Below are 26,034 nucleotides of genomic sequence, written 5' to 3'. Positions count from 1 at the left end.
TAAATAAAATTTTATAGTAAAAAAAAATCCCGTTTGAAAAAACGGGATTTAAGATTATACTGTAGCTTCTATTTGAAGTGGAATTTGATTTTGTAATAAATCTTCGAACTTTTCATGAGCGCGAATCAAGTGACCTTTGCCGTTTAACCATAAAACTTCAGCAGGTTTGAATCTTGAATTATAGTTGGAAGACATAGAGAAGCAATAAGCTCCTGCATTATGAAATGAAAGTATATCTCCTTCTTTAATCTCAGCTATTCTTCTATTATTTGCAAAAGTGTCGGTTTCGCAGATGTACCCCACTACAGAGTAAAAACGTTCTTTTCCTTTTGGATTAGAAATGTTTTCAATATGATGTTGTGAACCGTACAACATTGGTCGAATCAGGTGATTAAAACCACTATCTACTCCAGCGAAAACGGTAGAGGTAGTTTGTTTTACAACATTCACTTTGGTTAAAAAGAAACCGGCTTGGCTCACTAAAAATTTACCTGGCTCAAAAATCAGCGTCAAGTCTTTGCCATATTCTGTGCAAAAAGCGTTAAATCTTTTCGATAATTTTTTTCCTAATTCTTCGATGTCTGTTTCGATATCATCTTTTTTGTAAGGGACTTTGAAACCACTTCCGAAATCTAAAAATTCTAGGTTTTTGAAGTTTTTGGCAGCATCAAATAAAATTTCAGCAGCATAAAGGAATACCTCGATATCCAAAATATCCGAACCTGTGTGCATATGAATACCCACAATATTCATTTTGGTGTTTTCTACAATTCTCACTAAGTGTGGTAATTGGTGAATTGAGATTCCAAATTTACTATCAATATGTCCAACAGAGATGTTCGTATTTCCACCAGCCATAACATGAGGATTGATTCGAATACAAACGGGAACACTAGGATGTTTGGTGCCAAATTGTTCCAAGATCGATAGGTTGTCGATGTTTATTTGAACACCTAAAGCATATACCTCTTCAATTTCTTCTAAAGAAACACCGTTTGGTGTATAAAAAATACGCTCAGGTTCAAAACCTGCATGTAGTCCTAACAATACTTCTTGAATAGAGACCGTGTCTAATCCGGCTCCCATATCCTTCATTAACTGTAGAATCGATACATTTGATAAAGCTTTCATGGCATAATTAACTCTAAGTTTTTCTACTTTAGAAAAGGCTTTTATTAATCTGTTAAATTGCGATTGAATTTTTTCTGCATCGTACACATAAAGTGGAGTTCCAAATTGGTCTGCTAATTGAAGTAAATCTTTTCCTTGCATTGTATTTTTTTTTGCAAATTTATTATAGTTTCTCTCTAACGCCAAATATAAAGCAAATTATAACAAATTATAACAAAATGTTTGAAATATTGCTTGTATTTTGTTAAAAACTATTTTTTATAACAAAATCCCACTACGAAAGCCATTCGTAATGGGATTTAATTTGGTGTTTGTTACAAATTTGGCAAATCGCCATTACCTTTCGTTGGTAAATTGGTATAACCCATTAAGAATAAATCAACTTCTCTTGCGGCCTCACGACCTTCAGAAATAGCCCAAACAATTAAGGATTGTCCTCTTCTCATGTCACCAGCGGTAAAAATATGAGGGATATTAGTTTGGTAGTTATTGGCTTTGAAATTACTTCTCATATCAACTTCTAATCCTAGTTGTTCTGCTAAAGTTTTTTCAGGGCCAGTAAATCCTAGAGCTAGCAGTGCTAAATCGCATGGCCATATTTTTTCTGATCCTTCTTTTTCGATTAACTCAGGGCGTTGTCCAGGAACTATTTTCCAAGCCACTTCAACCGTTTTCAAAGCCGTTAATTCTCCTTTTTCGTTGGCAATAAATTCTTTGGTATTAATTAACCAGTTTCTATTACAACCTTCTTCATGTGAAGAAGAAGTTTTTAATTGTAATGGCCAAAAAGGCCAAGGTGTAGATTCGCTACGACCAACGGGTGGTTTTGGCATAATCTCAAAATTAGTAACCGATTTAGCACCTTGTCTGTTTGAAGTTCCAACACAATCTGATCCTGTATCTCCACCACCTATAACGATAACATCTTTTCCAGTAGCTTTTATTTGATTTTGGATTTCTTCACCATACAATACTTTGGTTTGTTGGGTTAGAAAGTCCATAGCCTGAACGACTCCTTTGCTATCAGCTCCTTTGGTAGGTAAACCTCTTCTTTCTGTGGCTCCTCCGCAAAGTACAACTGAATCAAAACCTTTTAATTCTTCTACTGAAAAGTTGATACCCACATTTACATTGGTTTTAAAAACGATACCTTCAGCTTCTAAGATAGCAACACGACGATCGATTATTCCTTTTTCTAATTTGAAATTTGGAATTCCGTAGCGTAATAATCCACCAATAGCATTATCTCTTTCAAAAACGGTTACTGTATGACCCGCACGATTCAATTGCTGTGCAGCGGCTAGACCAGCAGGTCCAGAACCTACTACAGCAACTGTTTTTCCTGTTCTTACTGTGGGAGGTTGTGGTTTAATCCATCCTTCGGCAAAACCTCTTTCAATAATATTTTTCTCGATATTTTCGATGGCAACAGGTTCTTTAATAATACCAAGAACACATGATTTTTCACATGGTGCAGGGCATAATCTTCCTGTAAATTCAGGGAAATTATTCGTTGATTGCAATATTTCTAAGGCACTTTGCCATTCTTCTTGATGTACCATATCATTGAAATCTGGAATTAAATTCCCCAATGGACATGAGCTATGGCAAAACGGGATGCCACAATCCATACATCTTGAACCTTGTTCTTTTATTTTATCTTTTGGTAATGCAATTGTGAATTCATTATAATTGGCAACGCGTTCAACAACAGCTATGTTACCTTCGTCGGCTCTATTAAATTCTTTAAATCCTCCTATTTTTCCCATGACTATTGTGCTATTAATTCTTCAACTTCCTTTTCTGCTGCAATACGTTGTAATGCTTTTTTGTAATCTGTAGGCATTACTTTTACAAAATGCTTGACTTGGTTGTCCCAATCTGCTAAAATTCTCTTAGCTAATGGGCTACTTGTGTATAAGGAATGATTTTTTATCAAACGTTTCATTTTTGCGATATCTTCTGCTTCTAATGGGTCAAAAGCTACCATTTCCATATTGCAAAGGGTTTGGTCGAATTTCTTATTTGGGTCATAAACATAAGCGATACCTCCACTCATACCTGCAGCGAAGTTTCGTCCGGTTTTGCCCAGTACAACTACAGTCCCTCCAGTCATGTATTCACAACCATGGTCTCCAATACCTTCAACCACTGCAGTTGCTCCTGAGTTTCTAACACAGAAACGTTCTCCAGCCATACCATTAATATATGCTTCACCAGTAATAGCACCATAAAGTGCTACGTTTCCAATAATTATATTTTCCTCTGGTTTGAAAGTTGCTGTTGGTGGCACTTTAATGATTAATTTACCTCCAGAAAGTCCTTTACCTAGATAATCGTTACAGTTTCCGTGGATTTTAAATGATAATCCATTGGTAGCAAAAGCTCCGAAACTTTGCCCAGCAGAACCCGTAAAGTCAACTAGAATAGTGTCTTCTGGTAGTCCTTGTGCACCGTATATTTTTGAAATTTCGTTACTCAAAATTGCTCCAACTGAACGATCCGTATTTTTGATGTCAAAGGTTACTCTTGTTCTTTCTTTTCTATAAATAGAAGGAATCGCAGCTTTGATAATATCAAAATCTAATACATGCTCTAATTCATGATCTTGAGGCATTGTATTGTGGTTAGGAACTGTTTTTGCTTTTTCTGGTTTATAAAGAATAGTTGACAAATCTAATCCCATCGCTTTGTAATGTTGAATCGCTTTATTTACGTTCAATTTTTGAGATTGTCCCACCATTTCTTTTAAAGTTCTAAAGCCAAGTTGTGCCATAATTTGTCTTAATTCCTCTGCAATGAAGTACATGAAATTAATAACATGCTCTGGAGTACCCTTGAAGTTTTTACGCAACTCAGGATCTTGAGTGGCGATACCTACTGGGCAAGTATTCAAGTGACAAGCACGCATCATGATGCAACCTGAAGCTACTAATGGTGCAGTTGCAAAACCAAACTCTTCAGCTCCAAGTAAAGCGGCAATAGCAACGTCGCGACCCGTTTTTAACTGTCCATCACACTCTAAAACAACACGGCTTCTTAAATCATTTAGGATTAAAGTTTGTTGGGCTTCAGCCAAACCTAATTCCCACGGGATTCCAGTATGAGTTAATGACGTTAATGGTGCAGCTCCTGTTCCTCCATCGTAACCTGAAATTAGGATGACATCAGCTTTTGCCTTAGCAACACCTGCAGCGATGGTTCCCACTCCAACTTCTGATACTAATTTTACATTTACTCTAGCTTCACGGTTGGCATTTTTTAAATCGAAAATTAATTGTGATAAATCTTCAATAGAATAAATATCGTGATGTGGAGGTGGAGAAATTAGTCCAACATAAGGTGTAGAATTTCTGGTTGCAGCAATCCAAGGCACTACTTTTTCACCTGGTAATTGCCCGCCTTCACCTGGTTTAGCTCCTTGAGCCATTTTTATTTGAATCTCTTTGGCATTGGTCAAGTAATTAATAGACACTCCGAATCGACCTGAAGCAACTTGCTTGATAGCACTATTTCTTGAGTCACCGTTCAATTCTTTTTGGAAACGTCTTGAATCTTCACCACCTTCTCCAGAATTACTTTTACCACCAATTCTGTTCATTGCAATGGCTAAGTTTTCGTGAGCTTCTTGACTTATAGAACCATATGACATAGCACCTGTTTTGAATTTTTTTACAATTTCAGTCCAAGGCTCTACTTCGTCAATTGAAATTGGATCCAAATTATTGAATTCAAATAATCCACGAATAGTCATCAAATTAGCGCTTTGTTCGTTGACCATTTTAGAGTATTCAGCATAACTTTCAGGACTATTCAAACGAACGGCTTGTTGTAGTTTTGAAATGGTCGTTGGATTAAACATGTGTTTTTCACCATTTCGTCTCCATCTGTAAATACCACCAATTTCGAGAGGTAGCAAGTTGGCTACTTTTGAATTTGGGAATGCTTTTTGGAAACGCTTTTTCACTTCTTTTTCTACTTCCATTAGTCCAATACCTTCAATTCTAGAGGGAGTGTATGGGAAGTATTTTGTAGTGAATGCTTTATTTAATCCTAAAATCTCAAAAATCTGAGCAGCTCTATAAGAATGCAATGTTGAGATTCCTATTTTATTCATAATTTTCAAAATCCCTTTTCCGATGGCTTTGTTGTAATTTTTTATAGCATACTCGGCTGTAATTCCAGTAATATTACCTTCGCTTACCTGATTTCGGATAATTTCATTCACCATATAAGGATTGATGGCACTTGCACCATAACCAAACAATAAAGCAAAATGATGTGGCTCACGTGGTTCAGCAGACTCGATCACGATACCAAACTTAGAGCGAACTTTAAGTTTATTTAAAGTGTGATGAATGTAAGAACACGCCAGTAACATTGGGATTGGAGCCATGCTTTGGCTTACGCCACGATCAGAAAGAATCACGATATTGCTGCCTTCTGAAACGGCCTTGAAAGTGGCTTGTACACATTTTTCTAAAGCGCGCTCTAAACCATTTGCACCTTTTTCAATTTTATATAGGGTAGAAATGGTAACCGATTTAAAGTCTTCATGCTCAATACTTCTAATTTTATCTAAATCCTCTTTTGAAATAATCGGATTTTGGATTTTTAACTTTTTGCATTGTTTGCCTTCAATTTCAAAAATGTTATAATCTCCTCCGATGGCTAAACTGATATCGGTGATGATCTCTTCACGAATTCCATCTAAAGGAGGGTTAGTAACTTGAGCAAATAATTGTTTGAAATAGTTATATAAAAGTTGTGGTTGATCTGATAGTACTGCCAATGGAGTATCATTCCCCATAGAGCTGATGGCTTCGTTTCCGAGGCCTGCCATTGGGTTAATGATAGTTTTTAGATCTTCAATGGTGTAGCCAAACATGCGTTGTCTGGTTTCAAAATCTAAATGCTCAACCGGAGTTGGATTGTTGGTGTATGGAATACTAGCCAGTTGTAAAAGATTTTCATCCAACCATTTTTGGTAAGGACGTTTAGTAACTATTGAATGTTTTACTTCGTCATCCTCAATGATTCTCCCTTCGTTCATATCAACCAAGAACATTTTTCCAGGTTCTAATCGACCATGCTGAATAACATCTTCGGGATTGATATCCAATACTCCAATTTCTGATGACATGATCACAAATCCACTTTTGGTCAAAGTGTATCTTGAAGGACGTAGTCCATTTCTGTCCAATAAGGCTCCAATAACGTTTCCATCAGTAAATGGTATAGATGCAGGACCGTCCCAAGGTTCCATAATACAAGAGTTGTACTCATAGAATGCTTTTTTCTCAGGACTCATCGTTTGATGTTTTTCCCACGCCTCTGGCACGACCATCATCATTACTTCAGGAAGGGAACGACCCGTCATTAAGAGTAATTCCACTACCATATCCATTGAGGCAGAATCTGATTTTCCTTCCAAGATAATTGGGAACAATTTTTTAAGATCTTCTCCAAAAACATCACTTTTCATCAGTTCTTCTCTCGCTCTCATTCGGCTTACGTTTCCTCTCAAGGTGTTGATTTCACCATTGTGACACATATAACGGAAAGGTTGCGCTAGTTCCCAAGAAGGAAAAGTGTTGGTTGAAAAGCGCTGGTGTACCAAGGCTAATCGCGTTACCAAGTCGTTATCTAATAAGTCTGTATAATAGCGGCTAATGTCTTCTGGCATTAAAAGCCCTTTGTATATAATAGTAGTAGTAGAAAAACTCGAGAAGTAAAACATATGACTTTCCGAGGTTTTTGAAGCCCTTACCGCATGTTCAGCAATTTTTCGAGCAGCGAACATTTTGGCATTGAATTGCTGTTCTGTTAATTCCAATCCATTTTTACCCACGAATACTTGTTTGACTGTAGGTTCTTTTTCTGCAGCAATTTGCCCGAGATTGGTTACATCTACAGGAACATCACGCCATCCTAGTATTGCTAGTTTTTGATTTTTGATTTCATGCTCAAATGTAGCTTTACAAAAATCAACTTGATTCGCGCTTTTAGGAAGGAACACCATTCCAACCGCATAGTCTCTTGGTTCGGGAATTTCAAATTCACAGACTTTTTTAAAAAAAGCGTGAGGAATATCAAAAAGAATTCCAGCACCATCGCCTGTTCTTCCATCAGAGCTTACGGCACCACGATGTTCTAGTTTAATTAAAATGTCTAATGCTTTGTGAATGATGTCATTCGATTTGATGCCGTTCAAATTACAAATGAATCCAGCACCACAATTGTCGTGTTCAAATTCGGGCAAATAAAGGCCTTGTTCTTTAACTTTCATGCTTGCTATTTTTTTTTCAAAATTAACTATTTGATGAATAAAATCTGAGTAAATGCTGTTTTTGTAGTGTTTTTTGAGGTAAAACAAAAAATTTAATATAAAATTGATAATTTGAATATTTTGAGGGACTACAATTTATAAATTCATAATTTTTGCGAGACTAAATGGTAAAAAAGAGCACTGAAAATCGTTTTTTTTGATGTAATTGAGGTTTGATGAAGAAATATCACAAATTTTAATTCAGGCTTTACATTTTTTTTAAAAGGAAAAGGTAAAGCAGCCAAAGAGGATTGCTTTTTTTGTTTTTTTTAACTTTAAAATAAATATTTTTTTTTAAGTTATATTTTATATTTTTGTCGCGCTTTGACACTAGAACGTTTTCAGAGTTTTGTTAAATACTATACATTATGAACATACACGAATATCAAGGAAAAGAAATTTTAGCCAGCTATGGCGTACGAATTCAACGTGGAATTGTAGCTAATAGTCCTGTAGAAGCTGTGGCTGCTGCAAAACAATTAACAGCCGAAACGGGAACGAGTTGGTATGTTGTTAAAGCGCAAATTCACGCCGGTGGACGCGGAAAAGGTGGTGGTGTAAAATTGGCGAAAGGATTAGACAAAGTTGAGGGAATTGCTAGCGAAATCATCGGAATGCAATTGATTACACCTCAAACTTCTGCCGAAGGTAAAAAAGTACACAAAGTGTTAATCGCTGAGGATGTATATTATCCAGGTGAAAGCGAAACTTCTGAGTTTTATGTTTCTGTTTTATTGAACAGAGCTACTGGACGTAATATGATTATGTATTCTACAGAAGGTGGAATGGATATCGAAGAAGTAGCTGAGCATACGCCTCATTTAATTTTTACTGAAGAAGTAGATCCAGCGGTTGGTTTGCAAGGTTTTCAAGCTAGAAGAATTGCCTTTAACTTAGGACTTTCTGGAAATGCTTTCAAAGAAATGGTGAAATTCATCGATTCTTTATATAATGCTTACATTGGTTCAGATGCTTCGATGTTCGAAATTAACCCTGTGTTAAAAACATCTGACAATAAAATTATGGCTGTTGATGCTAAAGTAAATATCGATGATAATGCTTTGTACAGACAAGCTAAATATGCTGATATGCGCGACATTCGTGAGGAGAACCCAATCGAAGTAGAAGCAAAAGAAGTAGGATTGAACTATGTAGATCTTGACGGAACTGTGGGATGTATGGTAAACGGAGCTGGTTTGGCTATGGCAACTATGGATTTGATTAAGTATGCTGGTTTTGAGCCTGCTAACTTCTTAGACGTAGGAGGAACAGCAGATGCAAAACGTGTAGAAACTGCCTTCCGTATTATCTTAAAAGATCCAAACGTAAAAGCAATTTTAATTAATATTTTTGGTGGAATTGTTCGTTGTGACCGTGTAGCACAAGGTGTTGTTGATGCTTACAAAAATATGGGTGACGCTATAAAAGTGCCAATCATTGTACGTTTACAAGGAACTAATGCTGCTATTGCAAAAGAATTAATTGATAATTCTGGAATGCCAATTCTTTCTGCAGTTGAGTTTCAAGAAGCTGCCGATCAAGTAAAAGCGGCATTGTCTTAATTTACAATTTAGTTATATATTCAAAAGCCTGTTCGTTATGAACAGGCTTTTTTAGTTTCCGATGTTTTGAAGTTCATCCGATTCGTAAATGGTGTTGCCTTTTACGTTGGATTGTGCCAAAAGATACATTGCTTTGGCAACAGTCGAACTTTCTATAGGGCGGTATTTTTTTAAACCTCCTAAGAGTAGGAAAGAAAACCCTTTTGAGAAAAAAGCACCTATTTTTTCTCCTAATCTAAACTCGGAGCGATGACCTAATAATAAGGAAGGTCTAACAATGACAGTGGTTTCAAAATTAATCTTGGCTAATGCTGCTTCCATTTCTCCTTTGGTTTTTAAATAGAAGTTGTTCGAGTCTTTGTTGGCACCCAAAGAAGAAACAATCAGGAATTGTTTTATGTTGTTAGTTTTTGCAATGTTTGAAAATGCAATAGGATATTCGAAATCTACTTTTCGAAAGGCGGATTGACTTCCGGCTTTTTTGATGGTGGTACCAATGGTGCAAAATAGATCATCGCCTTTCACCAAATGTTGATAGGTCTCGGGTGCATCAAAGTTGATGATGTGTTGCTCTAGTTTGGGATGTAATTTTCCGGAATCTCTTTTTACAAAAAGAATTACCTTTTCGTAATGCTCACTTTTTAAAAGTAAATCCACAAGTTGGGAACCTATAAGTCCTGTACTTCCTATGACTAGCGCCGTTTTCATTATGATTTTTTATTCTTACCAAAATTAAACTTTACTTTCTCTACTACTTGTATTTTATTGTTTCCTTTTGGGAATTGTTTTTTGCTAGGTTTTTTTGCAGCAGACTTCGATTTGGAAGGACTTTCATCACCTCTTGACTTTTCGGTGTCTTTTGCTTTTGGTTTGAATTCAGGTCTTTTAGAATCGCTCTCTTTTTTTGGAATTTCAGCGCGATGTTTTGCTAAAACGTCGTTTGGGTTTTTTGGATTTTCTTTTGTGCCTCGTAAATGAATGACCAATCCATTCAAAAAGTTACGCAATACTTGATCGCCACATTCCATGTAATTTTCGTGTTTTTCGTCACGGAAGAAAGCACCCAATTCTGATTTTGAGATTCTGAAATCTACTAGTTCTAGGATTTCTACTATTTGGTCGTCACGCAACATTAAGGCTACGCGTAATTTTTTGAAAATATCGTTGTTGGTCATATTCTTTTAATTTTTTACAAAGGTACAGTTTAAAAATAGAGAGACGTTATATTCGAGTCTGAATTTGATATTTACAAAGAGGCTAGATGTTTCCCTTTAGCCCAGGTAGTAGCGGCATCCTTTGCTTTTTTCCTTTAAAAAAGCAAAGATATAGCGGATGACGGGTTCTATGATGGCATAAAAGCCTTTTTTTTCTGCTCCTAAAATCTATGAAAAGGAATTTAAAACTTTAACTAGTTTGTCAAGGTCTTCTTTGTGATGATTGGCCGAAATGACGATTCGGTTCAGGGTTTTTTGGTCTGAGGGATAATCAAAATGGGTGATTACGATTTTATTTTGCAACAATATATCGTAGCTCTTGTTCCAATCTAAGTAAATGGAAGGATAGTTTGTGGTGAAATTGATTTTGGGGCTGGGTTGTAAATGTTGAGCGATATAGTTTAAGTTGTCCTGTAATTTTTGAAGTTGCTGTTGCACTAAGTTCCCAGTTTCGGCAAGGGTTTGCACATAGGCAGGATTCATTCCAGCGGCTGCGACAAAGGTGTCATAATTTTTGATTTCTTGAATGAAATTTGAATCGCTCGCTATCACGCCTCCTGTGAGTCCTAATGCTTTGCCAAGCGAGGCGACTAAAATTTTGCGTTTGATGTTTGGATTTGTGATACTCGAATAAACTCCTGACCCGTTTTTGCCTAGGATTCCGATAGAATGTGATTCATCTACAACCAAAGTGATTTCTTTGTGAGAGGGAATGCTATCGAGAATTTTTAGGTCTATGGCTTGTGTCTGAAATGAAGGAACAGCATCTGTAACGATTGTGATTTTTTCTTTTTTATTGTCTAAAATTCTTGGATTCAACTCGTTTTCTGTTAACAAAGGGATGCTGTCTTTTCTTTGTATGGCAGGATGAGCATTTGGGAAATGGTAAAAAACATCGGTGCTTTTGCTTAAAAAATCTATAGTTAGTTTGCCGGCTAGCATTCCTGATGATACGGTAACTGCAGCATCGGCCTGAATGAATTGCGCAAGTTGAATTTCGCCAGTGTCGTAGGCACTCAATTGAACGTTTGCGTTTCTTGAACTTCCGTATGCGGTCCCCCAACGCTGGATATTTTTGAAAATAATTTCTTGAAATTCGGGTAAAGTTGGTAAACCAAGATAAGCCGTTCCTCCAAAATAAAGGAACGTTTCTTGGTTAATTTCGATTACACGATTGGGGAATTGATGGACTTTCATACGAATTATAAAAGTGTCACTCCAGTTCCGTTTCCGTCTGGGTAATCAATTTTGCCGTAAGTAATGGTTACTCCTGTGGCAATATCTTTATCTAATAGTAGCGCTCCATCCATATCTACATAATTTAGCAGCGGTAGCAGATGTGCTATAGCTGAGATGCCTACTGTAGATTCGGTCATACAGCCTACCATAGTTTTTAGCCCCAGTTTTTTGGCTTCTTCCAGCATACGTTTGCCAGGAGTAAGACCGCCACATTTTACTAATTTGACATTTACACCGTGGAAATGGTTGTGGCATTTGGCTACATCGGATTCGATAATACAACTTTCGTCAGCAATGATGGGCAAAGCGGAGTGTTTGTAAACTTCTTTATGTGCTTCCCAATTATCGGCTTTCATAGGTTGTTCTAAGAATTCCACCCCGAGTTTTTTTAAAGCTACTGAATTCGAAATGGTTTCTTCAACGCCCCAACCGCAGTTTGCGTCGATTCTGAAAATAGCGTCTGTGTGTTTTCGTAATTCAGTTACAATTTCGATGTCTTCTTGGGTTCCTAATTTAATTTTATAGATAGGCCAAGGGAGTTCTTTCATTTTGGCAACCATTTTTTCAATAGAAGCAATACCGATGGTGTAATCTGTTAATGGATTTTTATCGGTAGTAAAATTCCAAAGTTCGTATAGTTTTTTGCCTTTTTTTCGGGCATATAAATCAGTGTACGCCATATCTAAAGCACAAAGCGCAAACATATCCTCTTTTAAATAAGGATGTACTTTGTTCCAAAATTCTTCGGGAGTTTCGGTTGTAGTGTTTTCTATCAACGAACGAATGTTTTCCAAATCCGCACGCATCATTGGAACTGTGGTGTGATAATAAGGGTTGGAAGTTGCTTCGCCAAATCCTGAGTAGCCTTCGCTTTGCAATTCTACAATTAGTGAAGGTTGAAAATCGATAGATTCTCTAGAAATGGTGAAGGTGTGTTTTAGTTTTAGGTTGTATTCGCGAAGGATTAGTTGCATAACATAAATTTTTATTGTTCTAAAAAAGGATTAGTAGCCCAACCAAAGTAAGGCTTTTACAAAACCATCTCGCCATAATTTTTCGTTGTGTTGTCCGCCTTTTATTATGGTCTTTTTATTCAAATGTTTACAGGAACAACGCTTGGTATTGATAATGTTTTCCATTGTATTCAAGTCTTTGACCATACTATCATCATCGCCTTCTTTATCTCCACAGAGGAAATAGTATTTTGCTTTTATCTTTTGAGTTTGTTCTGTTAATGCGATAATGTCCTTTCTATTAATCCAAAAGGCAGGAGAAAAAACGCCTGCTTTGCCGAAAACTTCTGGATACTTTAGCGTAGCGTAAAAAGCGGTAAGTCCACCCAAGGAGCTGCCAATTATGAGGGTGTGCGTTTTGTCGGTTTTGGTACGGTATTTTTTGTCGATGCTTGGTTTTAGGGTGTTGACAATAAAATCTAAGTATTGATTCGCCTTGCCGCCGCCGTATTTTTCGTGAGGATAGGGGGTGAGCTCTTCCAACCGTTTTTCGTTTCCGTGTTCAATTCCCACTACGATTACTTGTGCGCTTAGACTGTCTAGTTTTTCGTCAATATTCCATTCGCCACTATAGGAAGTTTTAGCATCAAATAAATTTTGGGCATCGGGCATATAAATCACGGAATATTTCTTCTTGGAAGAGCTATAATTTTTGGGTAAATACAGCCAGATTTTTTTTGTCGTTTGTAATTCGGGTGATACTATATTAAAAGTACTGACTTGAGAAGTAGCTGTGGTTTCTTGTGTCCATCCTTTCACCAGAAGAAAAAAGAAGCAAAAAAATAGGATTGTTTTTTTAGACATAATTGAATTTTGTGGATACATTTAAAAACAATAATTTAGCTAAAAATAAGAAATTGATGAATAGTTTTGAAGAAAAAAGAAGTTTACTTTTAGAAATGATAAGTTTTTCTATTGTAGACGGAAAATTACATCAACGCGAGTTGGATTTTATTTGGATTGTAGCCAAAGAATTGGGTTTTACCAGAGCAGAATATTCTGATTTGTTTCATCAAGAGTTACCTCATTTGCCTGTTAAGTCAGAATTTCAGCGTATTCAGCAGTTTTACAGATTGGCGCTGATTATGCATTGTGATGGAGTTTTGCACGAAAAAGAGTCCGTTGCGATTCGCCAAATAGCCATTGATATGGGATTAAATCCAGGAGCTACCAAACGAGTTTTGCAAATGATGCAGGAATCTCCCAATGCTATGATTGATGCTAAAGCACTGTTAGGAATGTTCCAAGAACAACACAATTAAGAGAGTTTTTCTTGCAATGCTTTTATTTCATCGCGGAACTTAGCAGCTTGCATAAAATCTAAATCTTTTGCGGCTTTCTCCATAGCTTTTCGTTTTTCACGGATTAATTTTTCTAATTCTGGTTTTGAAAGATAAGCCGTCTCAGGTTCTGCTGCTTTTACAATAGTATGTCCTAATTCGTATTCCACCATTGGATTTTTGATGAAGGCACTGTCTATTTTTTTCTCTAAAGCTTGTGGTACTTTATTGTGTTGGGTGTTGTAATTGATTTGTTTGGTACGGCGATAATTGGTTTCATCAATCGTTTTTTGCATACTTGCAGTAATTTTATCAGCATACATAATCGCTTTTCCGTTTAAGTTTCTTGCCGCACGACCAATGGTTTGAGTAAGTGAGCGATGACTTCTAAGAAAGCCTTCTTTGTCGGCATCCAAAATAGCAACCAAAGACACTTCAGGCAAATCCAATCCTTCTCTCAATAAATTGACTCCAATCAATACGTCAAATAAGCCTTTTCTCAAATCTTGCATAATTTCGATACGTTCTAATGTATCTACATCGGAGTGAATATAACGGCAGCGAATGGAAACTTTAGTCAAATATTTGGCCAATTCTTCGGCCATTCTTTTGGTTAAAGTGGTGACCAAAACACGCTCGTCTAATTCGCATCGTACTTGTATTTCTTCGATTAAATCATCAATTTGATTCAAACTTGGACGGATTTCAATAATCGGGTCTAGCAGACCTGTTGGGCGAATGATTTGCTCTACATAAACACCATCACATTTTTGCAGTTCATAATCCGCAGGTGTCGCTGAGACATAAATGACTTGATTTTGCATGGCTTCAAATTCTTCAAATTTCAAAGGGCGATTGTCCATAGCCGCGGGAAGTCGAAAGCCGTATTCTACCAAGTTTTCTTTTCTGGAACGGTCGCCACCATACATGGCATGTACTTGCGACAAAGTCACGTGGCTTTCATCGACTACTAATAAAAAATCATTCGGAAAATAATCCAATAAACAAAAAGGCCTTGAGCCCGCTTCTCTTCCGTCAAGGTAACGAGAATAATTTTCAATTCCAGAACAATAGCCCAATTCTCGAATCATTTCTAGGTCGAAGTTGGTGCGTTCTTCGAGGCGTTTGGCTTCTAAATGTTTGCCTATTTCCTTGAAGTAATCCACTTGTTTCACTAAATCTTGCTGGATTTCCCAAATGGCATTTTGTAGCACATCTGGCGAGGTCACGAACATATTGGCGGGATAAATGGTCAATTTTTCAAAGCGTTCAATGACTTGAGCGGTTTTGGTATCAAAGCTCTCAATTTCTTCGATTTCATCACCAAAAAAATGAATTCTGAAGGCATCATCAGCATAACTCGGATAGACTTCTACCGTATCACCTTTAATTCTGAAATTTCCTGGGGTAAATTCGGCTTCGGTTCTAGAATACAAACTTTGTACTAAGCTGTGTAGCAATTTAGTTCTTGAAATCATTTGGTTGACTTCCACAGCGATTACGTTTTTTTGAAACTCCACCGGATTTCCAATACCATAAATACAAGAAACCGAGGCGACCACTATAATATCTCTTCGTCCAGATAATAAAGAGGAAGTCGTGCTCAAACGCATTTTTTCTAACTCTTCATTGATAGACAAATCTTTTTCTATAAAAACGCCCGTAACAGGCATAAAAGCCTCAGGCTGGTAATAATCGTAATACGATACAAAATATTCCACCGCGTTGTTAGGGAAAAACTGTTTGAATTCCGAGTACAACTGCGCGGCCAATGTTTTGTTGTGCGCCAGTATCAGTGTTGGTTTTTGAACTTCTTCAATGACGTTTGCAACCGTAAATGTTTTTCCAGAGCCAGTAACACCAAGCAGGGTTTGAAAAGGATCGCCAGCAACGATGCCTTGCGCTAATTTTTCAATAGCTTGGGGTTGGTCTCCGGTAGGTTTGTAATCCGATACAATTTGAAATTTCATTTTTAACTGTGCTAACTTGATTATGAGACAAAGGATAGTTCACAAAAATACAGCTAATCCTTAATTTATGAGTCTTCATTCGATGGTTATTTTTAGGAACCGAAGCAAAAGGCATTTTACCCAGCAAAGTCCCGCTATCCGCTATATCTTGCTTGCCGAACCCCGGCAAGCAAGGATGCCGCTACTATCGGGGTTAGAGAGATACAATTTGCATTTTTGTTGTCATTTGCAGTTGAACTACTAATTATAGGATTGTAATTATCGTTTCTCTGGAATCAATAGTTCGTGTTTGCTTAACCCTTTTTAATTGTTTTTTATTAAATTACATCGTAATTGAAATTAACCTTTTTGACTATGAATATGTACGATAACCCAGATACAGTAGCTCATTCTTTTGATGAAAACTATCTTTCTCCTTATTTGATTCAAGCACAATGGGCAGAGTTTGTCGCTTTAAAAGAAGTAATTTACGAGTTAGCAGACCGTTTACAACACCCCATTCGTATTTTAGATATCGGAGTGGGTAGCGGTAGAATTATTCAAAACCTACATGATATTCCTGAAATATGGCAGTATGTGGCGCATTATACTGGCACTGATAATGCTGTCTTATGTTTGGATTTAGCGTCAAAAATGGTAAATGATTTAGGTATAAATGATAAAGTGACACTTTTAAATTTAGATGCTGTAGCCTTACACCAACTAACGGAAACCTATGATTTGATTATGACCACGTGGTTTACTGCAGGTAATTTTTATCCCGATGATTTTGATTTTAAGAGCTATTCAAGAGCGGCCTCAAAATTAGATTTAACCATCAATTCTAAGTTTACCACTATTTTTTCTCAGGCTTATCGTTTGTTAGCCCCTCAAGGGGAGATTGTTTTGGGCGCTTGTTATAAAGACAACGATGCCACTAGAATGAAACAAGAATTGAGTTATCAAAAAATGGGGATGACAATAATTACTTCTCCTCAAGACAGTTTTACAGCAACTCAAGAACGTTTTTGGTCTCAACGTTTTACAAGAGAAAAACTGTATGCCTATATGCCTTTTGTTGGCCAACAGCAATTTGCTTTTAAAGATTTGGATACCTATGAATACGCCATGCAAGTGAGGATAAAAAAGTAAGTGTCAAAAAGCGAGTATTCCTATTCAAACTTCCATTCTTTTTGTTGCTTTTCGGTCAAAATAGTCCAAGCCAAGATGCGGCTCGTTTTTTGGCCTTGTGCCATATCGATTGTGGTGGTGTTTTTTAAAGAAAAAAATTACAACTCAAATTTGTTGTAGACATATTCCTCAAACCACAAGGGAAGGTCTGAAGTGTGGAATTTTATAGCTTGCCCTTTGTAAATTTCTGCAAGTAAATCCATTTTTTTGCCAGAATTATCAAATAAAAAAGCTCTGTCTACTATTTTTATCGCATCTGAAAGGTTTTCTAAAGTTTTAAAGTATCTTTTTTCGATTTTACTTCCGTCAACATTATGACCTCCTTTGGCAACCCTAATTCTAACTCGGTCTATATTTTTATGGAAATCATCGGTACAAATAAAATAAAGATAAGTTTTAAAACCAGAATTTTTTGCTATTTGCAATTCTCTAAGTTTAGAACTATTACTCATTACAGTTTCGTAAGAAAATGATTTTTGTTCTTTTAGGAGTAAAAAACGAATAAAGGCTGCTGCAAAAGCGGCTTCATAACTGTTTGTTTTTTTGGGTTTATTTACAATGAAATTTTCGGCTATAATTAAATCTATAGTAAAGTTTTCTTGTTTTGCTTTAGCAAATAAAGATTGGCTGTCATCTAGAAGAGCGTATTGTTCTAGATCTTTTGAAGTTACTTTTAGACCAAAATCGGTTAGGTCAATCAAACCTTTTGTTTGTAATGTTTTTTCTATTTCATCAGCATTTATGAAAATGCCAGAATGGTAAGTTTTACTTATTATAGTGTACAAAGATGTTTTTCCAGAACCATTTGGACCAGCAAAAAGCCTTATTTTACTTTGATTTGACATACAATATTGTGCCTTTCTTTATTTTTATAGAGGATCTCAAAGGTTTAGTATTTAGTTCAAGGATTTCTCCATTGGCACTTTCGCAAACAACTTTATTACCCTCGTTATAGGTAAAGGCTAATCCAAGCGCTTTGTTTTCTCTTATTGCGTTTAGTGCTGCTTTTTTTCCTGCTACTATTAAATTTGATACTTCTTTAGCATTTGATCGAAACACTATTTTTTCAGCTTTCTTTTCAGGTAACATGATTACTGCTTTTTTAATTATATACAAATATAAAGTTTTTATTTGCTATTTGATTCCTATTCAAACTTCCATTCTTTTTGTTGTTTTTCCGTCAAAAAAGTCCACGCTAAGATGCGGCTCGTTTTTTGGCCTTGTGCCATATCTATGGTTTTGACATTGGCGACATGTACTTTATTTAGCGTTTTATACAAGCTATTCAAATTCGCTTGTTTAGAAACTAAGGTGGTGTACCATAAACATTGCATAGGATATTTGGCGCTTTCATAAATCATTTGAGTGATGAAAGCTAACTCTCCACCGGGACACCATAACTCGGCATTTTGTCCTCCAAAATTTAGAATAGGGGCGGTAGGTTTTTTGTTTTCTAAATTAGTAATCTTTCGTACGGCAACTTTGGTAGCTTCTTCTTTGGAGTTATGAAACGGAGGATTGCAAATGGTAAATGCAAATTTATCTTCGGCCTCAATAATGTTTTTGAAAATAAAACGAGGTTCTGTTTGTAATTGTAAGCTAATGGCGTCGATTAGTTTTGGATTTTTCTCGATAATTTTTTTGCAATTTTGAATCGCTTTTTCATCGATATCTGTGCCTACAAAACTCCATCCATAGGCAGCATTTCCTAAAATTGGGTAAATACAATTTGCGCCAATTCCAATATCTAAGCCTTGCACAGTTTCGCCCTTTGGAATAATTCCATTGTTGCTGCCGGCTAGTAAATCGGCCAAATAATGGATGTAATCCACGCGTCCCGGGATGGGCGGGCAAAGAAAACCTGCTGGGATATCCCAATAAGCAATGTCATAATTTGCCATTAGCAAACTTTTGTTTAAGGCTTTGACAGCATCAGGATTGCTAAAATCAAGGGTTTGAATTTGATGTTCATTGATCGCTACAAATGAACCCAATTCAGGAAGAATTTCAATCAAAGTATCAAAATGATACCCTTGGCGGTGAGGATTATGAGGATGTAAAGTCTTTTTCTCAGGGAGTTTGGTGCGTTTCATTTTTTAAATTTCGTGGCAAAGATACGGATTCCTTTTTTGTAAATTAATCCATGCATTCCATCAATAATAAATCCCCAGTTGTATGGGTAATTGTGACTAATCCGTCATTGGCAACCGCGTTACTGCTACCAGTTCTGTATCCAATAGTCAAAGTGTCATTCGTTAACGGATAGACTAAATTTTGAGAATAAATCCCATTTACAACGCCAATAGGAATAAGAGAAATTGGGGTGCCAGCAGTATACCATTTTTCAAATCTTTCGGGCAAAAGAAAAATCTTGGAATGATCATCTAAAATCACAATTTTAATCAAATTGCGATAACGAACAATATTAGTAAGATTGGTTATGGTATGATCGGCTCTTTTTCCGGTAGCCCAAACTATATTGACAGCCGGAATTTCTCGCTCGATTAAATAGTCTAATGCCTTTTCTAAATCGGTTTTGTTTTGATCGGGTGTGTGTACAATTTCCAGCGGATATTGTTTGGTTTTGTATACCTCTGGATCAAAATCACGATCAAAGTCACCCAAGAGCACATCTACTTTTATGTCTAGAGAAATCACGCGTTCTATGGCAGAATCAAGCACAACAACCAATGGGGACCATTCTAATAATTGACCCAATAATTCGGGTTGACAAGCGGCACCATTGGCAATGATTAAAGCAGGTTCTTGGTCGTCGCGAACGATATGATGTGAGGACATTTTTTGGATTTGGATTTAAGATTATTAGCTATCCGTTACTTGTGCCATTTTACAGAATAAATGTAATGTCGATTTATTCAAAAACTTTATCTTTTCTTTTCTCTGCGGCTTTGCGTCTCTGCGAGGTCAATTTCACGCAAAGGCGCAGTGCCGCAAAGTTTATATTCAACGCTTTGATTTTTAGTACGAGTTACGGACAGTCATTTAAGATTATTCAAAAACAAATGTACAAAGTTAATGAGTTAGTTCCATCGTTTATACATCTAGTAATCTTCGGTGGTAGGTAATTTGTCCCAAATGATAGGCTAGATGTGAAGCAAGATGCACCAAGAAAAAAACATAAGAGGTCTTTTTGTCCAAAACTAGCAGTGGATATTCTGTTTCTAAATCTTCTTCTGATAGTTGATCAAGCGCTTGATGAACAACAATTATGGTTTCATCGATTTTTTGAATCAATTCTGATTTGGAAATGTTTTTTGCAGAAAATTCTAAGGCTCTGTCCCTAATATACCCCGTTTTACCAATTTCAGCACCAATGTAAGTATTTAGATTGCCGATGAGGTGTAAACATAAATTACCAGCTGAGTTAGCAATTTGCTTGTCTGTTGCCCAAATGACGTTCTCGTTTTGATACGTATTTAATTCTTTTATAAGTGCTGTTAAATCTCTTTTGAAAAGTATTTTGAGGGATGCAATTACCATTTTTTTTGGTTTCAAATGAATATTATTCAACGGTATAATTTCTTAGGTCAATTTCGTTCAATGCAAAATAACCTAAGGGGTAATCCGCTTTGTTGCTAGTGTTTACAATATTTCCACGAACAGTTGCAGGAGGAGATTGAAAAGGACCACCGCCGCTATTCCCAGCAATACTTACCAAAATACTCATATAATTATAATAAGATTTAGAGATGCCATAATGTATAATCTTGACTACATCTCCCTTTTTAAGATCATCGTTTTGAGAAATACTAAAAAATTCATTACCATTAAAAAATTCATCTCGATCCACATACAAATCGGATTTGATTTTGTTAGAATAGCTAAATTTATATAGATAGAAGTTAGGGGTGTTTGCTGGATCATTGAAAAAAGATTTGATTTCAATTTCTTTACCAGAAATACCGCCGTCATTTTTTTGTTCTATCCTAGTAATAGGAGCAACTGGTTGCAGGGTTTCGGTTGCGGTGTACGTTTGTCCTTTATTTACTACGGTCAAGGTATATGTCTCATTGATTTTAGGGACAAAATTGGAACAAATATATTCTCCAGTATCTGGTTTTTCTATAAAATTAAATATGACATTTGTGCTATTGCGAACACTTACGGTAGCCCCACTGACCGTTGGAACAGTATCACTGAAGTAATCTGTGGTGGTGGTGAGTTTAATGGTTTGTTGGTTACCGCTTGTGCCTTTTTGCCAGTTTATAGTGGCTTGAATGACTAATTTTGGAGGAGCCGTATTCAGTTTTACATCGATCACATCTTCACAACTTATCAAAAAAACAGAAAGTATAAAAGCTAAAAATAAAGAGAACTTTTGCATGATGCTTAAAATTTAAAATTATAACTAACGGCCGGAACCATTCCAAAGATTGAAGTTCGAACCGCTTCATTGAGTCCTGTATCTATATTTTGTCGGAAATTAATAGAAGCCGCATTTCTCCGATTGTAAAGATTATAAATACTAAAAACCCATTCTGATTTATAAGAACGATTGTTGTTCTTTCTTGGGGTTAATGTCGCTGCAATGTCTAAGTGATGGTAGGCAGGTAAACGATTGGCATTTCGCAAACCGTAGCTAGGAACAACGATATCTTCATACTCATATTGTCCTTCAGGATAGGTTACGGGTTGCCCACTTTGTAAAGAAAAATTGGCGCCAAAAGTCCATTTTTCATTTAAGGTATAGGAACTCGTAACGGCTAAATTGTGTAGTTTGTCATATACAGAGTTGTACCATTGTCCGTTGTTAATGCCGCTTTCTAGAGCGTTTCTTCCCGGTGTTTGTTGTTCGGATTTTGAAAGGGTATAAGAAATCCAGCCATTGAGTTTGCCTTCGTTTTTCTTCAATAAAATTTCTAATCCGTAGGTTCTCATTTGTCCATTGAGAATGACTTGTTCCAAAGCTTTGTTAGCAATCAATTCTGCGCCGTCAATATAGTCAATCCGATTTTTGATTTTTTTGTAATAGGTTTCCACTTCAATGGAGTACATTCCTTCATTGAAATTTCTAAAATAGCCCAATGCCACTTGATCGGCTATTTGTGGTTTGATGAAATTGTCGCTAGGGGTCCACACATCCAAAGGAGTTGGAGAGGAGGTGTTTGAAACTAATTGTAAATACTGTACCATTCGATTGTAACTTGCTTTTATCGATTGGTCATCATTCAATTGATAGGCCGCAGAAAAACGGGGTTCAAAATTGTCAAAACTTTGAATAACGTCATTTTTACCATAATATTGGGTACTTATTGGTGTGGCTTTTTCATATAATTGCAGTTGATCATTGAATACGACTGGATTGTTATCGGTATATATATTGACAGTGGATTGTCCTAATCTGTAAAATAAGCTATAGCGTAATCCATACGATAAGCTAAGGTTTTTGGTGATATCATGATCCGCACTCAGGTAAATAGCGGGTTCAAAAGCATATTTCTTGTCCAATTGATCTGAGTTGATTCCTGAATTTTCATTGGATGGAATAATGGTTCCTGGGTTGAAGTCATAATAAATAGCATTCAAACCATAATTGAGTTTGAATCCTTCAGCAACATAATTTTTGAAATCATATTTGATATTGTAGTTTTTGATTCCTGAGTCCCATTTGAATCCCACAAAATCAAGATCCAATCCATAATAATAATCACTATAAATCAAGGACAGATTTGAAAATAATTTGTCTGAATATAAATGATTCCAACGTAAATTTAAGGTGGAGTTGCCATAAATGTTGGTGAAGCTTTTGCTTAAACTAAAAACATCTCGGCCAAAATAACCTGAAAAATATAAGTTGTCATTGTCCGTAAGTTTGTAATTTAATTTGGCATTCAAATCATAAAAATAAGCCGAATTGTCCTTTTGTTCAGGAGATAATTTCAAGAACAAATGCGCATACGATCCGCGGCCTCCGATCAAAAATGAACCTTTGTCTTTAACTAATGGTCCTTCAGCCAAAAGACGACTGGATATTAAACCAATACCACCATTCATATGAAATTTTTTACTATTTCCGTCTTTTTGGTAAATGTCTAAAACCGAAGAAGCTCTTCCTCCAAATCGGGAAGGAATTCCTCCCTTGTATAATTTCAAATCTTTAATAGCATCAGGATTGAAAACGGAAAAAAAACCAAAAACGTGAGACGAATTAAAAATGGTAGCTTCATCCAGCAGTATTAGGTTTTGATCTGCACCACCCCCACGAACATTAAATCCCGAAGCTCCTTCTCCAGCATTCGTAACACCTGGAAGTAATAAAATAGATTTTAGTACATCTGTTTCGCCTAAAACCACTGGCATCTTTTTGATGGTTGCTATAGATAGTTTATTGACACTCATTTCAGGTTTTTTAATCTCTGTTCGAGTTCGGGTATCGGTAATTACCACTTCATCTAAGATATTATCAATTGGAGAAATCTGCCAATTGGATTTAGTATTTTGCTCAAGGTTGATAGTCTCTTCAAGAGTCGTGTAACTCAAATACGAAATTTGAATTGTATGTCTCCCTTTGGGTAAGGTAATCGAATAGAATCCGTATTCATTAGAAGTAACTCCCATCTTTAAATCTGGAAAAAAAATGTTAACTCCTATTAAAGTTTCGTTACTGTTTTTGTCGGAAATAGTTCCACTGAGTGTGAATTTTGTTGAATTGGAATTTGTGTCGGTTTTTACTTGGGCAGTGATAGTAGTACTAATAAAAGTAAAAAAAATCAAGTAAAACAAGAGGTGAATGATTTTCATAGTAGTAATTTGATATTGCAAAGTAGATTATTTTTTAGCTTAATTACTACATAACAGGTGTTAATGTAAGGTTAAAAAAAAGACAACTGATAAGCAGTTGTCTTTTGGTATGATTTATTTTAATAGAATTTCTCCTTAAACAATTTTTGATAAGATATTGTTGAAAGTTTCACTAGGTCTCATGGCTTTACTAGTCAACTCTGAATTCGGTTGGTAGTATCCTCCGATAGTTTGGGGTTTTCCTTGAGCACCAATTAGTTCACTGTTAATTTGTGCTTCATTAGCAATAAATTCAGTTGCGATAGGCGAGAAAATTGCTTTTAAATCAGCATCTTTATCTTGAGCAGCCAAAGCTTCAGCCCAGTACATCGCTAAGTAGAAATGAGAACCTCTATTGTCAATTCCACCAACTTTTCTCGAAGGTGATTTGTCGTTGGCTAAGAATTTTTCTGTGGCTACATCCAAGGCTTCTGCTAAAACAATCGCTTTTGCATTGTTTAGGGTTTGTCCTAAATGTTCTAATGAAGCGCCCAAAGCCAAGAATTCACCAAGAGAATCCCAACGTAAGTAACCTTCTTCAATAAATTGTTCTACGTGTTTTGGAGCAGAACCTCCTGCACCGGTTTCAAATAAACCACCACCATTCATCAATGGAACGATAGAAAGCATTTTGGCAGAAGTTCCAACTTCTAAGATTGGGAATAAATCGGTTAAGTAATCACGCAATACATTTCCAGTTACTGAAATGGTATCTAATCCTTTAATGATGCGCTCTAAGGTAAAATTAGTCGCTTCGATAGGGTTTAAAATGCGAATATCTAATCCTGTCGTATCGTAATCTTTTAAATATTTTTCAACTTTCAATATCAATTGGCTGTCGTGCGCTCTGTTGTTATCCAACCAAAAAACCGCTGGAGTAGCTGATAAGCGTGCTCTGTTTACAGCTAGTTTTACCCAGTCTTGAATTGGAGCATCTTTGGCTTGGCACATTCTGAAAATATCATTTTTAGCCACTTTTTGTTCCATTACAACCGTTCCTTCTGAAGTTACTACACGAACCACTCCTTCTCCTTGAATTTGGAAGGTTTTATCGTGTGAACCATATTCTTCTGCTTTTTGAGCCATAAGACCTACATTCGGTACGCTTCCCATGGTAGTCGGTACAAAAGCACCGTGTTTTTTACAAAAATCAATGGTTGCAGTATATACACCAGCATAACAACGGTCTGGAATGATGGCTACAGTATCTTGTGCTTTTCCTTCTTTATTCCACATTTGACCAGAAGTACGAATCATTGCAGGCATAGAAGCATCTACAATTACATCTGAGGGAACGTGAAGGTTGGTGATTCCTTTGTCTGAATTCACCATTGCCAAAGCAGGTCCATTCGCAATTGCGGCATCAATAGCAGTTTCTACTTCCGCTTGCTGTGGATGTCCAGCTATTTTTGCATAAACGTCACCTAAGCCGTTACGAGTATCAATATTTAATTCATTGAAAAGCGCTGTATATTTTTCAAAAACATCGGCAAAATACACTTCAACTATGGCTCCAAAAATGATAGGGTCAGACACCTTCATCATCGTAGCTTTTAAGTGAACAGATAATAAGATGTTTTGTGCTTTTACTTCTTCGATTGTTTTGGCTACAAAACTTTTTAAAGCAGCAATATTCATTACAGAACTGTCGATGATTTCTCCGGATTTCAACGGTGTACTTGCTTTAAGAACTGTTGTAGTTCCGTCCGTTCCTACGAATTCAATTTTCACATCAGTTTCTTCGCTAACGGTAACGGATTGCTCGCTTCCGTAAAAATCACCTTGTTCCATTGAAGCCACGTGTGTTTTAGACTCAGAAGACCAAGCTCCCATAGCATGTGGATTGGCTTTAGCGTAATTTTTTACTGCTTTTGGTGCTCTTCGGTCAGAGTTGCCTTCACGTAAAACTGGATTTACAGCAGAGCCTAACACTTTGGCGTATTTAGCCTTGATGTTTTTCTCTTCTTCTGTTTGTGGATCTTCTGGAAAATCAGGTACGGCGTAACCGTGTGCTTGTAATTCTGCGATAGCTGTTTTTAATTGAGGGACTGAGGCGGAAACGTTGGGCAATTTAATAATATTAGCTTCAGGAGTAGTGGCTAGTTTGCCTAATTCTAGTAAGGCATCACTTGTCTTTTGCTCTTCTTTTAAAAATTCTGTAAAATTGGCTAAAATTCTTCCAGCCAGCGAAATATCTCTAGTTTCAATTGCTATATCCGATGTGGCAGTAAATGCCTGAACAATTGGTAAAAAAGAATAAGTTGCCAATAATGGCGCTTCATCTGTAAGGGTGTAAAAAATTTTTGATTTTTGTGTCATTTTTCTA

General features: G+C 36.4%; 20 protein-coding genes. 3 read left to right on the top strand and 17 right to left on the bottom strand.

The window, feature by feature from the left end:
• Positions 1-54: 54 nt before the first annotated feature.
• The 3 genes from lysA to gltB all read right to left on the bottom strand — a co-directional run bounded on the left by lysA (position 55) and on the right by gltB (position 7,420).
• Positions 55-1,272 (bottom strand): diaminopimelate decarboxylase, encoded by a 1,218-nt coding sequence (gene lysA, locus ACSVH7_RS09145; RefSeq protein ID WP_438066403.1) that lies wholly within the window; start codon positions 1,270-1,272, stop codon positions 55-57.
• Positions 1,273-1,445: 173 nt separating this feature from the next.
• Positions 1,446-2,900 (bottom strand): glutamate synthase subunit beta, encoded by a 1,455-nt coding sequence (locus ACSVH7_RS09140; protein WP_438066402.1) that lies wholly within the window; start codon positions 2,898-2,900, stop codon positions 1,446-1,448.
• 2 nt (positions 2,901-2,902) lie between these two features.
• Positions 2,903-7,420: a glutamate synthase large subunit gene (gltB, locus tag ACSVH7_RS09135; protein ID WP_438066401.1), complete on the bottom strand. Its 4,518-nt coding sequence runs from the start codon at positions 7,418-7,420 to the stop codon at positions 2,903-2,905.
• A 407-nt stretch (positions 7,421-7,827) separates the two neighbouring features.
• Between gltB and sucC the strand changes: the two genes are divergently transcribed.
• Positions 7,828-9,021: an ADP-forming succinate--CoA ligase subunit beta gene (gene sucC, locus ACSVH7_RS09130; protein WP_024982632.1), complete on the top strand. Its 1,194-nt coding sequence runs from the start codon at positions 7,828-7,830 to the stop codon at positions 9,019-9,021.
• Between the two features lie 51 nt (positions 9,022-9,072).
• On the opposite strand, the gene ACSVH7_RS09125 is transcribed toward sucC, so the two are convergent.
• The 5 genes from ACSVH7_RS09125 to ACSVH7_RS09105 form a co-directional block, all read right to left on the bottom strand.
• Positions 9,073-9,729, bottom strand: coding sequence for an oxidoreductase (locus ACSVH7_RS09125; RefSeq protein WP_438066400.1), 657 nt, complete (start codon positions 9,727-9,729; stop codon positions 9,073-9,075).
• Positions 9,729-10,196: a DUF1456 family protein gene (locus tag ACSVH7_RS09120; protein ID WP_438066399.1), complete on the bottom strand. Its 468-nt coding sequence runs from the start codon at positions 10,194-10,196 to the stop codon at positions 9,729-9,731. Before ACSVH7_RS09120 ends, ACSVH7_RS09125 begins: the two co-directional genes overlap by 1 nt.
• A 207-nt stretch (positions 10,197-10,403) precedes the next feature.
• Positions 10,404-11,432 (bottom strand): aminotransferase class I/II-fold pyridoxal phosphate-dependent enzyme, encoded by a 1,029-nt coding sequence (locus tag ACSVH7_RS09115; RefSeq protein WP_438066398.1) that lies wholly within the window; start codon positions 11,430-11,432, stop codon positions 10,404-10,406.
• A gap of 5 nt (positions 11,433-11,437) precedes the next feature.
• On the bottom strand, positions 11,438-12,448 hold the full coding sequence (locus tag ACSVH7_RS09110) for a dipeptide epimerase (protein WP_438066397.1): 1,011 nt from the start codon (positions 12,446-12,448) through the stop codon (positions 11,438-11,440).
• 30 nt (positions 12,449-12,478) lie between these two features.
• Complete coding sequence (locus tag ACSVH7_RS09105; protein ID WP_438066396.1) at positions 12,479-13,291, bottom strand: alpha/beta hydrolase; 813 nt, start codon at positions 13,289-13,291, stop codon at positions 12,479-12,481.
• Between the two features lie 56 nt (positions 13,292-13,347).
• Here ACSVH7_RS09105 and ACSVH7_RS09100 point away from each other — a divergent pair, with 56 nt between their 5' ends.
• Positions 13,348-13,749, top strand: a complete 402-nt coding sequence (locus ACSVH7_RS09100; protein ID WP_438066395.1) for an excinuclease ABC subunit B — start codon at positions 13,348-13,350, stop codon at positions 13,747-13,749.
• On the opposite strand, the gene uvrB is transcribed toward ACSVH7_RS09100, so the two are convergent.
• Positions 13,746-15,737: an excinuclease ABC subunit UvrB gene (gene uvrB, locus ACSVH7_RS09095; protein WP_438066394.1), complete on the bottom strand. Its 1,992-nt coding sequence runs from the start codon at positions 15,735-15,737 to the stop codon at positions 13,746-13,748. The genes ACSVH7_RS09100 and uvrB overlap by 4 nt on opposite strands.
• A 354-nt stretch (positions 15,738-16,091) precedes the next feature.
• On the opposite strand from uvrB, the gene ACSVH7_RS09090 reads away from it, so the two are divergent.
• On the top strand, positions 16,092-16,868 hold the full coding sequence (locus ACSVH7_RS09090) for a class I SAM-dependent methyltransferase (RefSeq protein ID WP_438066393.1): 777 nt from the start codon (positions 16,092-16,094) through the stop codon (positions 16,866-16,868).
• 137 nt (positions 16,869-17,005) lie between these two features.
• Here ACSVH7_RS09090 and ACSVH7_RS09085 read toward each other — a convergent pair whose 3' ends face one another.
• From ACSVH7_RS09085 to ACSVH7_RS09050, 8 genes are all read right to left on the bottom strand, one after another.
• Complete coding sequence (locus ACSVH7_RS09085; protein WP_438066392.1) at positions 17,006-17,752, bottom strand: zeta toxin family protein; 747 nt, start codon at positions 17,750-17,752, stop codon at positions 17,006-17,008.
• Positions 17,736-18,023, bottom strand: a complete 288-nt coding sequence (locus ACSVH7_RS09080) for a hypothetical protein (RefSeq protein WP_438066391.1) — start codon at positions 18,021-18,023, stop codon at positions 17,736-17,738. The genes ACSVH7_RS09085 and ACSVH7_RS09080 overlap by 17 nt, the downstream gene beginning before the upstream one ends.
• A gap of 29 nt (positions 18,024-18,052) precedes the next feature.
• Positions 18,053-19,000, bottom strand: a complete 948-nt coding sequence (rlmF, locus tag ACSVH7_RS09075) for a 23S rRNA (adenine(1618)-N(6))-methyltransferase RlmF (protein WP_438066390.1) — start codon at positions 18,998-19,000, stop codon at positions 18,053-18,055.
• 43 nt (positions 19,001-19,043) lie between these two features.
• Positions 19,044-19,706, bottom strand: a complete 663-nt coding sequence (locus tag ACSVH7_RS09070; RefSeq protein WP_438066389.1) for a thiamine diphosphokinase — start codon at positions 19,704-19,706, stop codon at positions 19,044-19,046.
• A 255-nt stretch (positions 19,707-19,961) separates the two neighbouring features.
• Entirely contained in the window at positions 19,962-20,408 is a 447-nt protein-coding gene (locus ACSVH7_RS09065) for a DinB family protein (RefSeq protein WP_438066388.1), read from the bottom strand.
• A 22-nt stretch (positions 20,409-20,430) separates the two neighbouring features.
• Positions 20,431-21,252: a DUF4249 domain-containing protein gene (locus ACSVH7_RS09060; protein ID WP_438066387.1), complete on the bottom strand. Its 822-nt coding sequence runs from the start codon at positions 21,250-21,252 to the stop codon at positions 20,431-20,433.
• Between the two features lie 5 nt (positions 21,253-21,257).
• Positions 21,258-23,669: a TonB-dependent receptor gene (locus ACSVH7_RS09055; RefSeq protein WP_438066386.1), complete on the bottom strand. Its 2,412-nt coding sequence runs from the start codon at positions 23,667-23,669 to the stop codon at positions 21,258-21,260.
• A gap of 135 nt (positions 23,670-23,804) precedes the next feature.
• Positions 23,805-26,027 (bottom strand): NADP-dependent isocitrate dehydrogenase, encoded by a 2,223-nt coding sequence (locus ACSVH7_RS09050; RefSeq protein WP_438066385.1) that lies wholly within the window; start codon positions 26,025-26,027, stop codon positions 23,805-23,807.
• Positions 26,028-26,034: the final 7 nt, after the last annotated feature.

Origin of the sequence: Flavobacterium sp. TSSA_36 (assembly GCF_051547165.1) — a bacterium.
Lineage (GTDB): Bacteria > Bacteroidota > Bacteroidia > Flavobacteriales > Flavobacteriaceae > Flavobacterium.
The sequence above is the reverse complement of the archived record's forward strand: the minus strand, read 5'-3'. Positions and strand labels throughout refer to the sequence as shown.

What these genes read in the sequence shown, in the direction of transcription:
- lysA (WP_438066403.1), bottom strand. Translation starts at nt 1,272, where the DNA reads ATGCAAGGAAAAGATTTACTTCAATTAGCAGACCAATTTGGAACTCCA.
- ACSVH7_RS09140 (WP_438066402.1), bottom strand. Translation starts at nt 2,900, where the DNA reads ATGGGAAAAATAGGAGGATTTAAAGAATTTAATAGAGCCGACGAAGGT.
- gltB (WP_438066401.1), bottom strand. Translation starts at nt 7,420, where the DNA reads ATGAAAGTTAAAGAACAAGGCCTTTATTTGCCCGAATTTGAACACGAC.
- sucC (WP_024982632.1), top strand. Translation starts at nt 7,828, where the DNA reads ATGAACATACACGAATATCAAGGAAAAGAAATTTTAGCCAGCTATGGC.
- ACSVH7_RS09125 (WP_438066400.1), bottom strand. Translation starts at nt 9,729, where the DNA reads ATGAAAACGGCGCTAGTCATAGGAAGTACAGGACTTATAGGTTCCCAA.
- ACSVH7_RS09120 (WP_438066399.1), bottom strand. Translation starts at nt 10,196, where the DNA reads ATGACCAACAACGATATTTTCAAAAAATTACGCGTAGCCTTAATGTTG.
- ACSVH7_RS09115 (WP_438066398.1), bottom strand. Translation starts at nt 11,432, where the DNA reads ATGAAAGTCCATCAATTCCCCAATCGTGTAATCGAAATTAACCAAGAA.
- ACSVH7_RS09110 (WP_438066397.1), bottom strand. Translation starts at nt 12,448, where the DNA reads ATGCAACTAATCCTTCGCGAATACAACCTAAAACTAAAACACACCTTC.
- ACSVH7_RS09105 (WP_438066396.1), bottom strand. Translation starts at nt 13,291, where the DNA reads ATGTCTAAAAAAACAATCCTATTTTTTTGCTTCTTTTTTCTTCTGGTG.
- ACSVH7_RS09100 (WP_438066395.1), top strand. Translation starts at nt 13,348, where the DNA reads ATGAATAGTTTTGAAGAAAAAAGAAGTTTACTTTTAGAAATGATAAGT.
- uvrB (WP_438066394.1), bottom strand. Translation starts at nt 15,737, where the DNA reads ATGAAATTTCAAATTGTATCGGATTACAAACCTACCGGAGACCAACCC.
- ACSVH7_RS09090 (WP_438066393.1), top strand. Translation starts at nt 16,092, where the DNA reads ATGAATATGTACGATAACCCAGATACAGTAGCTCATTCTTTTGATGAA.
- ACSVH7_RS09085 (WP_438066392.1), bottom strand. Translation starts at nt 17,752, where the DNA reads ATGTCAAATCAAAGTAAAATAAGGCTTTTTGCTGGTCCAAATGGTTCT.
- rlmF (WP_438066390.1), bottom strand. Translation starts at nt 19,000, where the DNA reads ATGAAACGCACCAAACTCCCTGAGAAAAAGACTTTACATCCTCATAAT.
- ACSVH7_RS09070 (WP_438066389.1), bottom strand. Translation starts at nt 19,706, where the DNA reads ATGTCCTCACATCATATCGTTCGCGACGACCAAGAACCTGCTTTAATC.
- ACSVH7_RS09065 (WP_438066388.1), bottom strand. Translation starts at nt 20,408, where the DNA reads ATGGTAATTGCATCCCTCAAAATACTTTTCAAAAGAGATTTAACAGCA.
- ACSVH7_RS09060 (WP_438066387.1), bottom strand. Translation starts at nt 21,252, where the DNA reads ATGCAAAAGTTCTCTTTATTTTTAGCTTTTATACTTTCTGTTTTTTTG.
- ACSVH7_RS09055 (WP_438066386.1), bottom strand. Translation starts at nt 23,669, where the DNA reads ATGAAAATCATTCACCTCTTGTTTTACTTGATTTTTTTTACTTTTATT.
- ACSVH7_RS09050 (WP_438066385.1), bottom strand. Translation starts at nt 26,027, where the DNA reads ATGACACAAAAATCAAAAATTTTTTACACCCTTACAGATGAAGCGCCA.